The sequence below is a fragment of the Nocardia mexicana NBRC 108244 genome (assembly GCF_001613165.1).
GTDB lineage: Bacteria > Actinomycetota > Actinomycetes > Mycobacteriales > Mycobacteriaceae > Nocardia > Nocardia mexicana.
Window position 1 is genome coordinate 19,124 of record NZ_BDBV01000102.1, and the last position, 12,233, is coordinate 31,356.

Sequence of the window (12,233 nt, forward strand, 5' to 3'; positions counted from 1 at the left end):
GGGGTCGGTCGTCAGCGGCGCTGGGGGGCGGGGCCCGGTGGGGGGAACAGCGGGGGGATGGTGGGGACGACGATCGGGGGGAGGCCCGGGACGAGGATCGTGTTCGGGTTGGGGGGTGGGGGTGCGGCCTCCGTGGTGGTCGGCTGCCATACCGGGGGCGGCGGGGCGACCGAGGCGTTGGTGGCGTCGACCGGGGGCGGGGCGACGGAGGGTTCCAGCGCGGCCTGGCGCGGGGCGGTGGTGACGGCCGAACTGGGCGCGGAATTGCTGTGCGAATCCCCTTGCAGCACTTGCGGGCCCCAGCCCAGCCCCAGCCCGAGGGCGGCCACCACGACCAGGGCACCGGCCGCGACACCCGCCACGCTCAGCTCACGCCGGCGGCCGTGCGCCAGCTCCCGCATCGGATCCCGGCCGCGCGCCGTGGCCCGTCGACGCGGTGCGGAACCGTCCGCCAGCCACACCGGAGCCAACTGCTCGGTCTCGGGTTCGAAGGCCGAAGGTGACGGGGCGACGGGCTGCGGCGGGCGGGCCAGCAGCGCGGCGCCGCGCACGATCACCGACTCCGGATGCACCGGCACCCGCACCGGCATCCCGAGCCACCGCTCCAGGACCCGTGCCACCAGCGGGATCTCGGCGCAGCCACCGATCACGACCACGGCCTGCACCGCCTGCTCCGAGCGCATGATCACATCGCGGGTCATCCGCGCCGACGACTCGACGGCCAGCGTGATCAGCGCCTCGAAGTTCTCCTGTGAGATCAGCACCAGGCCGTGCTCGGACGGCAACGCGACGGCCGTCGTCGTGGACAGCTGCTCCTTGGCCTGGCGGCACAGCGTGTCCAGTTCGGCCAGGCCCGTCGGGTCGGGCGGGTGGGCGATCCGGCCGGAGGCGATCTGCTGCTCGCGTATCAGCGAATCCAGGTAGTCGCCGCTGATATCGCTGGTGCGCTCGCTGTAGGTGGCCTGGCGGCTGGCGATATCGACGACACTCACCGACAGACCGGAACTGCCCAGGTCGTACAGGGCGATGGTGCGCAGACCGGACAGCTCACCGGTGGACCGCAGAAACTCCACGGCCGCTACGACTTCCGGCACCAGCTCGTAGTTGGTCAGCTGGCGGCGGGCCAGTGCGCCGCGCACGGTGCGGGCCTGCTGCTCGGAGCGATAGGCCACGGCGGTGGCGGCGATATCGGGCGCGGCGGCGAGGGTCGTCGCGACGGCCTCGGCGGCCACCTCCTCGAGCCGCTGCTCACCGACGGGGGTTGCCTTCAGGTCGAAACGGTCCGGCGCGAAGTGCTCGGCGGAATTCCCGGCATGCGGCCGCGCGACGCGAATGGCGCCGGCCCCCACCGAGACTCCCAGTACCGAACTCATCTGCTGCCCATCTCGTTTCAATTCCACGACGTGCGCGCGAGGCCGCCGCCTCTCCTCTTCGAAACACGGATGGCCAGCGTCGCTTCACACTGTGTCCGCTGCGGTGTGTGCGGGGCTTCGCGCACGCCGCGGGCGTGTGGGTCACTGTACCTGCCAGACACCCTACGATGTGCCGAGCCCCGAGTACACCCACCCGGCGTCGCGCCAGCTGGCGCGTTCGAGACAGTTGCGGCCGTCGATGATGGAACGGGCCCGCACCACCGGCTCCAGATCCTGCGGTCGCAGCGCGGTGAACTCGGCCCATTCGGTGAGCACCAGCACCACATCGGCTCGCTCGCAGGCCTCGGTGATCGAGGTGGCGTAGTTCAGGGTCGGGAAGACCTTGCGGGAGTTCTCCAGCGCCTTGGGGTCGTAGACGGTGACCACCGCGCCGTGCAGCTGGATCATTCCGGCCACGTTCAGCGCAGGCGAGTCGCGCACGTCGTCGGACTCCGGCTTGAAGGCCGCGCCGAGGACGGCCACATTCGCGCCGAGCAGCGAGCCGCCGCAGGCCCTGGCGGCCATATCGACCACCTTCGCGCGCCGTCGCATATTGATGTTGTCGACCTCGCGCAGGAAGGCCAGCGCGTGATCGGCGCCGAGCTCGCCCGCGCGGGCCATGAAGGCGCGGATGTCCTTGGGCAGGCAGCCGCCGCCGAATCCCAGGCCCGCGTTGAGGAATCGGCGCCCGATGCGGGCGTCGTGGCCGAGCGCGTCGGCCAGCACGGTGACGTCGGCGCCGGTGGCCTCGCAGACCTCCGAGACCGCGTTGATGAACGAGATCTTCGTGGCCAGAAAGGCATTCGCGGAGACCTTCACCAGTTCCGCGGTGGCCAGGTCGGTCAGCAGGTACGGCACCTCGGCGGCGAGCAGGTCGGCGTAGATCTCGCGCACCAGATCCTCGACCCAGCCCGAGTTCTCGCGATCCCGGTCGACGCCCAGCACCAGGCGATCGGGGCGCAGCGTGTCCTGCACGGCGAAGCCCTCGCGGAGGAATTCCGGATTCCACGCCACCTCGACGTCGACGGCGGACGCGGCCCGCGCACGCCTGCCCAGCTCCACCGCCGTGCCGACCGGAACGGTGGACTTGCCGATGATGACGGACGGGCGCTCCAGCATCGGCGCCAGCGAATCCACCACGGCGTGCACGTATTTCAGGTCGGCGGCGTACTCGCCCTTCTTCTGCGGCGTGCCGACGCCGAGGAAATGCGCGTCGGCGTGCGCGGCCGCATCCTCGTAGGAGGTGGTGAATCGCAGCCGTCCGGCGTCCAGGTTCCGGCGCAGCACATCCTCGAGCCCCGGCTCGTAGAACGGCACCACCCCGTCGGACAGCTTCGCCACCTTGCCGGGATCGATGTCCACCCCGACCACCTCGTGCCCGAGCTCCGCCATGCATGCCGCATGCGTCGCCCCCAGATACCCAGTCCCGAAAACCGTGAGACGCATGATCGATTGGTAAGCGCCACGGTTGGCCGTGCCGCATCATCTGGGCGAGTGTCCGGGCAACATCGGATGTACAGGTGGAAACCCGCAGCTCAACAAGGCCCTTCAGGTCCCTCGGCGTCCAGGCTCCCCGAACAAATCGGCACGCTCGTACACATCGACGAGGCGGCGGGCGGAGCGCGGATACCATCGGGCGGGTGCGGAGGAGGTGGGGTCGGGCCACAGCGGTGCTGGGGGTGGGCATCGTGGTGCTCGTGGCGGCGCTGTGGCCGGTGTATGTGCGGCCACGGACGGACGCGCCCGCCCGGGCCGATGCGATTCTCGTGCTGGGCGGGGCACACGACGGGCGCGAAGAACTGGGGCTGCGGCTGGCGCGGGACGGGTATGCGCCGCTGGTGGTGTTCTCCGATCCGTACGAGCACAGCCCGCGGATGAACCGAATCTGTCACGGCGGATACAGCTTTCGGGTCGAGTGTTTCGATCCGGAGCCGCGGACCACGCGGGGCGAGGGGCGCGAACTGGCCGCGCGGGCGCGCGCCGGGGGCTGGCAGCGGGTGATCGTGGTGACGTGGACGCCGCATATCTCCCGGGCGCGGTACGTGCTCGGCAAGTGCTGGGGCGGGGAAATTCTGCTGGTCGACGCGCGGCCGCCGATCTCGGTCGGGAGGTGGGCCTACAACTTCGCCTACCAGTCCGCCGGGTACCTCCGGGCCGCCGCGCAGAATTGCTGAGCGATTGCATCCCACATCGTGGGATGATGTGACGTAACGGATCCGTAACGGGCCGGAAAAGCCGACTCTACATTCACCCACGACCCTCACTCTTCGAGCCTGCTCGTTGAGAGCCGGATTGAGGAGTATTTGTGGTCGACGTAGAACCCCGCCCGGCGAACTCTGTCGCGGCGACGAAGGAAACGCTGGAGGATTACACGCTGCGCTTCGCGCCGCGCAGCTACCGCAAGTGGAGCCCGGCGGTGGTCGGCGTCTCCGCGCTCGGCGGCATCGCCTATCTGGCGGATTTCTCCATCGGTGCCAATGTCGGCATCGCCAACGGCACCGGCAACGCACTGCTGGGGATCGGCATCTTCGCCGTCCTCATCATGCTCACCGGATTCCCGCTGGCCTACTACGCCGCGCGCTACAACATCGACCTGGACCTGATCACCCGCGGCAGCGGGTTCGGCTACTACGGGTCGGTCGTCACCAATCTGGTGTTCGCCTCGTTCACCTTCATCTTCTTCGCCACCGAGGGATCGATCATGGCGCAGGGCCTGGAACTGGGCCTGCACATCCCGCTGTGGCTGGGGTATCTGGTGTCGACGCTGATCATCTTCCCGCTGGTCATCTACGGCATGAACACGCTGGCCAAGCTGCAGGTGTGGACGACGCCGCTGTGGCTGCTGCTGATGGTGCTGCCGTTCCTGTTCCTCGTTGTGCGCCACCCGGATTCGATCGGGGACTTCTTCGCCTACGGCGGCAAGGACGGCGTCGGGGTGAGCATCACCGGCTCGCTGCTGGCCGCCGGTGTGTGCCTGTCGCTGATCGCCCAGATCGCCGAGCAGATCGACTATCTGCGCTTCATGCCGCCGAAAACGCCCGAGAACTCTCGCAAGTGGTGGAGCTGGATGCTGCTCGCCGGTCCGGGCTGGGTGGTGTTCGGCGCGATCAAGCAGGTGGTCGGCCTGTTCCTGGCGGTGTATCTGATCGCGAGCCTGCCGGGCGCGCAGAACATCGCCAACCAGCCGGTGCACCAGTTCCTGGAGATCTACCGCGATATGGTGCCGTCCTGGCTGGCCATGACGCTGGCGGTGGTGCTGGTGGTGATCAGCCAGATCAAGATCAATGTGACCAATGCGTATTCGGGGTCGCTGGCGTGGACGAACTCGTTCACCCGCGTCACCAAGACCTACCCGGGGCGGCTGGTGTTCCTCGGCCTGAACCTGGTGATCGCCCTGGTTCTGATGGAAGCCAACATGTTCGACTTCCTGAACGACATCCTGGGCTTCTACGCCAACTGCGGCATCGCCTGGATCGTCACCGTCGCAACGGATATCGCGGTCAACAAGTATCTGCTGAAGATCTCGCCGAAGCAGCCGGAGTTCCGCCGCGGCATGCTGTACGACTTCAACCCGGTCGGCCTGGTCGGCTTCGGGCTGTCGGCGGTGCTGTCGATCATGTGCTTCTTCGGGCTGCTGGGTGAGGCGCTGAAGCCGTACTCGCCGATCGTCGCGGTCGTGATCGCCTTCGTCGCCACCCCGCTGACGGCGCTGGCCACCAAGGGCAAGTACTACCTGCGCCGCACCGACGACGGCATCGAGCTGCCGATGTTCGACGAGCACGGCAACCCGTCCGGGGAGACCCTCCCCTGCGCCGTCACCGGGCTGGAGTTCGAACGTCCCGACATGATCGCCTCGGCGGTTCCGGGGCCGGCGGGCGAGATCCAGTACATCAGCTCGCTGGCGCTGTCGACCGATAAGTCCGGTGACCATGTCCTGCCGGAAGGTCCGGGGCAGTAGGGCTTTTCGTCCCGTACGCATCGGCCGTCTGAGGGGCGGCCGATGCGTACGGTGAAGAGGTGAATGGCGATCGACTCGCCGAACTGCGCGGGACCTTTCAGGTGGGGGCGTGCCACGTTGTGCACAGTTCTCCCCCCCAGGCGTTCCGCGGGGTCGAGGCGCTGCGGTGCTTCGGCTTCGATGTGCGCGAACCGGGACCGGTGCGGCGCAGGAAGATTCCGGGCGGCACGGTGAAGATCGTCTTCGCCCTCGACGGCGTCTTCGACGGGCGCCGGATCGAACCGACGCCCCTGGTCGTCGGCCCGCATGATCGGGGCGGCATCGCCGAACACTCCGGGCGGATGGTCAGCGTTCAGCTACAGCTCGATCCGCTGGCCGCTCGCCGACTGCTCGGCGTACCGCTCCACGAATTACGCAACAGCGCAGTGGATTTGACGGACATTCTCGGGCCGTCCGCACTCCAGCTGACCTACCGTCTGGCGGAATCCACGGACTGGAGCGCACGATTCCGGTTGGTAGCGGAGTACTTTCGCCCGCAAACGGAGACGGCCGAGCGCGACGAGATGGTCGCGGATGCGATCAGGCGCCTGCGAGACTCCCGGGGCGCCCTGCCGATTTCCCTTCTAGCCGACGAATATGGCTGGAGCAGAAGGCATTTCAGCAGGCGCTTCGCCGACCGAACCGGGCTGTCACCCAAGTCGTACGGTTCGCTGATGCGGTTCTCGGCCGCATTGACCACGCTGGTCCGCACCCCGGCCGCGGACCTGAGCCGGCTCGCGAGCGAACTCGGCTACTACGACCAGTCCCATCTGAACCGAGACTTCCAGCGGTTCGCCGCGACCACCCCGGCCCGCCTCCTGGCGATGTCCCATTCGTCCAATACCGACAGTGGCGGCCGCCCTTAACGTTTCGGCTGTCTCGATCCGGCGGGCGAAAGGACTGCGACCATGCCGGGAGCGCCGCTGTCGATTCGCGTGGCCGCCGTGGGTGTCGGCATCCACGCGATCAACCACATCATCGTGAACCTGGTCCCGCCCGTGGGCTGGAATGTCGGCACGATCTACCACCTGATCGGCGCGCCACTGTACGCCGCCCTGATCCTCCCGCTGCTCCGCGGCCGCAACTGGGCCCGGATCGCCATAACCGTGCTGCTGGCGAGCCAGTTCGCCGGCCGCTTCGTGGTGTGGATCCTGTTCCCCACCAGCGGAGTACACCTGGCCCTGATCGCCGGGTGGACGATCACCCTGATCGCCCTGACCGCGATGTGGGCGCCGCAGCCCGCGCGCGCCCACTTCCGCCGAACTCCTTCGGGCGACACATCATCCACCGCAGCGGCCATCGAAACCTAGGAGCGCATACCCATAACCCCGGCGCGGCTCCGGCTCCCGTCATTTCCGACGCCGCCCCAGACTCCCGTCATTCCGGCGCCGCCCCAGGCTCCTGTCATTCCGGCGCGTTTTTGGCCGGAATCTCTCGAGCACAGCACTCGGATACCCGATCAGCGGAACCGGATGTCGACCGTGGCCAGGCCGAAGATCTTGCGCCCGGCGGACTTCGCGACGATGGCGACGACGCCGGACCGGCCGTCCGGATCGAGCGACTTCACGCGGCCCGAGTACTCGATCTGCCCGCCCTCGCGGCCCGACACGATCGCGTAGTTCGACAGCCGGACCCGGTATCGGGTGACCGCCCCGGGGTCGTCGGACCAGGCGGACACGAATCCGGCGCCCAGGCCCATCGTGATCATGCCGTGCGCGATCACATCCGGCAGCCCGGCGAGCCGTGCGACGGGTTCGTCCCAGTGGATCGGATTCCAATCCCCGGACACCCCCGCATAGTTGACGAGATCGCCTCGCGTCAGGCGCGCATCCCGGATCGGCAGTTCGTCACCGACGGCGAGGTCGTCGAAAGATGCTGCCGTGGACGGGGTTCGCGCGGCGCCGCGCGGCGAGAGTCGCAACTCCCCCTCGGGCCGCCGCGGCTGCTCCTCGTCGGCCGGAGTCTCCACGGCCTCGCTGCGGCCCAGCATCTTCACGTCGTGCACCATCAGGTTCTCGACGGCGTTCGTGATGCCCGGGTCCACTTCCTCACCGGCGACACCGACCACCGTGGTGTGCATGACGTGCACGACCTCCCCGTCCACGTCGGTGAAGGTGTTCGTGACGGTGATCAGGTCCTTGCCCGCGATCCGGCGCACAGACGACAGCTCCACGTCGGTGATCAGCCGATCCCCCGCCACGATCGGCCGGTGCTGCTCGAACACCTGCTCCGTCTGCACGAACATGTCGTAGCCGACCACCACGCTCTCGAACAGCGTGCGGTTGGCGGCCATCGCCGGAATGGAGACGAACGTCAGCGGAGCGACCAGTCCGTCGTATCCGCGCTCGGCGGCCGCGTCCTCGTCCCAGTGCGCCGGATGCCAATCCTGCACCGCCCGCGCGTATTCGCGGACCTTCTCGCGGCCGACCACGTACGGCTCGTCCACGCGGTAGTAGTGCCCGACCTTGGACGCCACATCGGGCGCCTCGACCTCAACAGTCACCGTCAACCTGCCCCTTTATCTCGACAACGCCCCAATCGGACACTATCCGACTCGGCTCCACGATTGGGGTATGAAGCCGTCCAGGATCCCAGCGGTCGAGGCTGGAGCCATTCACAGTCGGGGCGGGCCCGGCCGTGCGCCGGGCTCAGGAATTGCTGGGCTGCGCGAAGTTCAGGTACGCGCGCGAGGGCGTCGGCCCGCGCTGCCCCTGATATTTCGAGCCCGCCGCACTGCTCCCGTACGGGTTCTCGGCCGGGCTGCTCAGGCGGAACAGGCATAGCTGCCCGATCTTCATCCCCGGCCACAGGGTGATCGGCAGATTCGCCACGTTCGACAGTTCGAGCGTGATGTGGCCGCTGAAGCCGGGATCGATGAATCCGGCCGTGGAGTGGGTCAGCAGGCCCAGCCGCCCGAGGCTCGACTTGCCCTCCAGCCGCCCTGCCAGATCGTCGGGCAGCGTGCACAGCTCCAGCGTGGAGCCGAGCACGAATTCGCCCGGATGCAGCACGAACGGCTCCCCGTCGCCGGGTTCGACCAGGCTGGTCAGCTCGTCCTGCCGCTGCGCCGGATCGATGTGGGTGTAGCGGGTGTTGTTGAACACCCGGAACATTCGATCCAGGCGCACGTCGATACTCGACGGCTGGACGAGTTTCTCGTCGAACGGCTCCAGCGCGAGCCGTCCGGTACCCAGCTCGGCACGAATGTCGCGATCGGAAAGCAGCACGCGGCGATCCTATGCTGCGGCGCGCAGCGACTCCGTCGAGGGCGGGACGAGGCGGGCCTACTTCCGCAACGCGCAGCGCTTCCGTCGTTGGTGGTGGGAAGCGGACAGGTTCGGCGGAACCGATCATCGACGCCGCGCTTCTGTGAAATTCTCGTCCGGGACACCTCCACCGCCGCAGGCCGTCGAACGATCCTGCCCGCGGTCAGGAGGACTCATGACCGATGATCCGAGATTCGTGTGGATGCGACATCATCGTGCCGCGCGGCCCGATACCGCCGGCGAAACCGGCTCGGCATCCTCGCATCCGAGTTCCGGCGCCGGGAACGGCGGCAACGGCCAACACAACCTGGTCAAGCTGCTCGCCGCGACCGGATCCGGGGACCGGCACGCGTTCACCGAGTTCTATCGCGCCACCAACCCCCGGGTATTCGGCCTGGCGTTGCGGATCCTGCGCAACCGCACCGCCGCCGAGGAGACCACCCAGGAGGTGTACCTGCAGGTATGGTCGAAGGCCGAACGTTTCGACCCGGACCTGTCGACACCGATCGGCTGGCTGATGATGATCACGCACCGCCGGGCCGTGGACCGGGTGCGCAGCGAGCAGACCTCCTTCGTCCGCGATGTGGCCTACGGCCACAGCCATCTCGGCCGGGACCACGATGTCGTCGTGGAGACGGTCGGACAACGCCTGGAGGAGCAGGCGGTGCTGCGGTGCCTGGAGTCGCTCTCCGGCATCCAGCGCGAAACCGTGGCCCTGGCCTACTACAGCGGCCGCACCTATCGCGAGGTCGCCGAGCACCTGGCCGTGCCGCTGCCCACCATCAAGAGCCGTATGCGAGATGCCTTGAAGCGGCTGCACAATTGCCTGTCCGGAGTTGCCCATGCCTGACACCGCACCGCCCGGCCCGGCCGACGACGACCGAGAACTGGTCGAGCTGGCGTATCCGTACGCGCTCGACGCGGTGTCCGAATCAGAGCGCGACGAGATCGAACAGCGGGTCGCCGCCGCGGCTCCCGAGACCGGCCGCGCCTTCGGCGGAATCGTCCGCGATGTGCGCGAGACCATGGGTGTGCTGTCGGCGCTCGACGCCCAGCCCGCACCGCCGGAGGTGGAGGCCCGCATCATGGCCCGCCTCGACGAGGCCCCGCAGGCTGCCCCGACACCCCTCGCCCTCGTGCGGCGGCGTCCGCCGCTGCGGTGGCTGGCCGCGGCCGCCGCGGCGCTGATCGTCGCCGTCGTCGGCATCGGCGTGGCGATCGACCGGGGCGGAGACGAGCCGACGCCACCGATCGCGGAACGCATTCTGCAGCAAACGGACACCCGCACGGCGACCGTCGAGCTAAGCACCGGCGGCAGCATGACCGCGCATGCCTCGGCCGAATTGGGCGCGGCCACGGTGGCTTTCGAGGCCGTCCCCGCGGCGCCCGCGGGCCGGGTCTACCAGCTCTGGCTGGTACCGCCGGACGGGCAGCCGCGCTCCGCCGGAGTGCTCACCCGGCTGCCCGCTCCCACGGCGCCCCTGGTGACGACATTCGCCGCCGACGACAAGCTCGCCCTATCGATCGAGCCGGAGGGCGGCTCCCCCGCGCCGACGACCACACCCGTCGGCGCCGTCTCCTTCGGCTGACCACCCGGCGTGCCGTCCCACCACCCTATTTCCGGCACGCACCACCTTATTTCCGGCACGCTTTTGGCCGGAATCTCACCTACAGTGGCGTGCGCATCAGGACGACGTTGTATTGCGTGTGCTGGGTGACGAGGAAGTACAGGTCGCTGCCCGTCTGGTACGGGTAGATCATCGGCGCGTAGGCGGCGGGGAACTCGCGGGTGTCGATGAGGACGCGCGGCGGGGTCCACGGGCCCTCCGGCGACGGCGCGGTGCGCATCACCACGGAGTTGGCCCGGTCGGTCGTCATCATGACGTACTGGCCGAGGTGCTGGTTCCACATCACCGACAGCTCGCCGACGTCGCCGACGATCGGCTTGGCGGCGTTCACATCCTTCGGCTTCCAGGCGCCGCCGTCCCAGTACTCGTAGGCGTCCATATTGGCGATATCGGCTTCCTTGACCCGCGAGACGAATCCGTCGTTCTCGCGCCCGGCCGGGGTGCCGTACCGGTAGACGTAGCCGTCGGCCTTCAGATACGCCGCCTGCTGGAAGTTGTGGTCCCCGCCCTCGTCGGCGCGGCGGGTGTTGGGCAGCTGGGCCCATGTCTGCCCGCCGTCACCGGAGACGGCCATGGTGGAGAAGTTGGTGTCCCACTTCCCGTTCGCGCCCCACTCGCGCACCGACATCATGTTCATGTACTGCACGCCGCCCACGGAGATGCCGGCGGTCGGGATGAAGCTGATCTCGATGCCCGGGATCTTCGGACTGGGCAGCGGGTTGTCGACGAAGCTCGTGTACTGGATGCCCTGGGCGGGGCTGGCATTGGCCGCGCTGCGGAACAACACGTTGGACCGCCAGGCCCACATGCTGCCCGCCAGCAGGTTCGGCATGCCCAGCCCGGCGGTGTCGCCGTAGGCGGTGAGCATCTGCCCGCGCCCGTCGTCCCACATGATGCCGAGATCGGCGCCGAGCACGTTGTTGTTCTGGGTGTTGTTCGGCGAGGCCATGCCGGTCATCTGATACACGGCCTGGGTCGCGCCGTTCAGTCGCGGTAGACCGTTGACGCCGTTGAGCCCCGGAATCGGGTTGATGTTGTTGGGATCGGCACCGGCCGGGGAGGCCGAGAGTGCCAGCAGCGCAACCGCCGCGCATGCTCCGGCAAGTGCGGACAGTCGATTCATGCTCCGTTCCCTTCCGTCATCAGGTCGCGCCGTGGGTATTCTGCCCGTTTCGGGCCATCGATGTGGAGTATGCGTCGGACAACATTCATCACATCGCTGTCACAGGTGCGGTTCGTTACGGCAACAAGGCCCCGCAACCGGGGCGAATCCGGTTGCGGGGCCTTGTTGTTGGTAGCCGGTCAGCTCGCGCGTGCCGGGGCGGTCAGAAGGCCGCCTCGTCCAGCTCCATGATGTCGTTGTCCAGGTTGGACAGCACCGCGCGGGTGGCGGTCAGCTCCGGCAGGATGTTGCGGGCGAAGAACTGCGCCACGCCGATCTTGCCGTTGTAGAACGCCTCGTCGGCACCCGCGGCGCCGTTGTCCAGCGCCTTGATCGCGATCTCGGCCTGGCGCAGCAGCTGCCAGCCGATCAGCAGGTCGCCGACCGAGAGCAGGAACCGCACCGAACCCAGGCCGACCTTGTACAGCTCGCTGGAGTCCTCCTGGGCGCCCATCAGGTGCCCGGTGAGGGTGGCGGCCATGCCCTGCACATCCTCGAGCGCGGTGGCCAGCAGCTTGCGCTCGGCCTTCAGGCGGCCGTTGCCCGCCTCGCTGTCGATGAACTTCTGGATCTGCCCGGCCACGTGCGCCAGCGCCACGCCGCGGTCGCGCGCGATCTTGCGGAAGAAGAAGTCCTGCGCCTGGATCGCCGTGGTGCCCTCGTAGAGGCTGTCGATCTTGGCGTCGCGGATGTACTGCTCGATCGGGTAGTCCTGCAGGAAGCCGGAGCCGCCGAAGGTCTGCAGCGACTCGGTCAGGTACTGGTAGG

Annotated in this window: 12 protein-coding genes; 6 read left to right on the forward strand and 6 right to left on the reverse strand. The window is 68.3% G+C overall.

From position 1 onward, the window contains the following. Window positions 1-11: 11 nt before the first annotated feature. Window positions 12-1,373, reverse strand: a complete 1,362-nt coding sequence (locus NM1_RS33690; RefSeq protein WP_068029598.1) for a DUF7159 family protein — start codon at window positions 1,371-1,373, stop codon at window positions 12-14. A 162-nt stretch (window positions 1,374-1,535) separates the two neighbouring features. Then, complete coding sequence (locus NM1_RS33695; RefSeq protein WP_068029572.1) at window positions 1,536-2,858, reverse strand: UDP-glucose dehydrogenase family protein; 1,323 nt, start codon at window positions 2,856-2,858, stop codon at window positions 1,536-1,538. A gap of 194 nt (window positions 2,859-3,052) precedes the next feature. Between NM1_RS33695 and NM1_RS33700 the strand changes: the two genes are divergently transcribed. From NM1_RS33700 to NM1_RS33715, 4 genes are all read left to right on the forward strand, one after another. Then, complete coding sequence (locus tag NM1_RS33700) at window positions 3,053-3,586, forward strand: YdcF family protein (protein ID WP_068029575.1); 534 nt, start codon at window positions 3,053-3,055, stop codon at window positions 3,584-3,586. Between the two features lie 131 nt (window positions 3,587-3,717). Beyond that, the gene (locus tag NM1_RS33705) at window positions 3,718-5,370 is read left to right on the forward strand and encodes a purine-cytosine permease family protein (protein WP_068029578.1); all 1,653 of its coding nucleotides are present in this window, start codon (window positions 3,718-3,720) and stop codon (window positions 5,368-5,370) included. Window positions 5,371-5,429: 59 nt separating this feature from the next. Then, window positions 5,430-6,275: an AraC family transcriptional regulator gene (locus NM1_RS33710; protein WP_068029581.1), complete on the forward strand. Its 846-nt coding sequence runs from the start codon at window positions 5,430-5,432 to the stop codon at window positions 6,273-6,275. 42 nt (window positions 6,276-6,317) lie between these two features. Then, window positions 6,318-6,719, forward strand: coding sequence for a hypothetical protein (locus tag NM1_RS33715; protein ID WP_068029584.1), 402 nt, complete (start codon window positions 6,318-6,320; stop codon window positions 6,717-6,719). A gap of 149 nt (window positions 6,720-6,868) precedes the next feature. Here the strand turns inward: NM1_RS33715 and NM1_RS33720 are convergent, their stop codons facing one another. Further along, complete coding sequence (locus tag NM1_RS33720) at window positions 6,869-7,912, reverse strand: fused (3R)-hydroxyacyl-ACP dehydratase subunits HadA/HadB (protein WP_068029587.1); 1,044 nt, start codon at window positions 7,910-7,912, stop codon at window positions 6,869-6,871. 145 nt (window positions 7,913-8,057) lie between these two features. Beyond that, window positions 8,058-8,636, reverse strand: a complete 579-nt coding sequence (gene dcd, locus NM1_RS33725) for a dCTP deaminase (protein ID WP_068029590.1) — start codon at window positions 8,634-8,636, stop codon at window positions 8,058-8,060. 214 nt (window positions 8,637-8,850) lie between these two features. Here dcd and sigK point away from each other — a divergent pair, with 214 nt between their 5' ends. Both sigK and NM1_RS33735 read left to right on the forward strand, forming a co-directional pair. Further along, entirely contained in the window at window positions 8,851-9,525 is a 675-nt protein-coding gene (gene sigK, locus NM1_RS33730; protein WP_246011525.1) for an ECF RNA polymerase sigma factor SigK, read from the forward strand. Further along, window positions 9,518-10,264, forward strand: a complete 747-nt coding sequence (locus tag NM1_RS33735) for an anti-sigma factor (protein ID WP_068029592.1) — start codon at window positions 9,518-9,520, stop codon at window positions 10,262-10,264. Before sigK ends, NM1_RS33735 begins: the two co-directional genes overlap by 8 nt. 79 nt (window positions 10,265-10,343) lie before the next feature. Here NM1_RS33735 and NM1_RS33740 read toward each other — a convergent pair whose 3' ends face one another. Both NM1_RS33740 and NM1_RS33745 read right to left on the reverse strand, forming a co-directional pair. Then, on the reverse strand, window positions 10,344-11,426 hold the full coding sequence (locus tag NM1_RS33740; protein WP_068029595.1) for a glycoside hydrolase family 183 protein: 1,083 nt from the start codon (window positions 11,424-11,426) through the stop codon (window positions 10,344-10,346). Between the two features lie 202 nt (window positions 11,427-11,628). Next, window positions 11,629-12,233, reverse strand: a 605-nt coding sequence (locus NM1_RS33745; protein ID WP_169814364.1) for an acyl-CoA dehydrogenase C-terminal domain-containing protein, incomplete at its 5' end; no start/stop codon positions are given.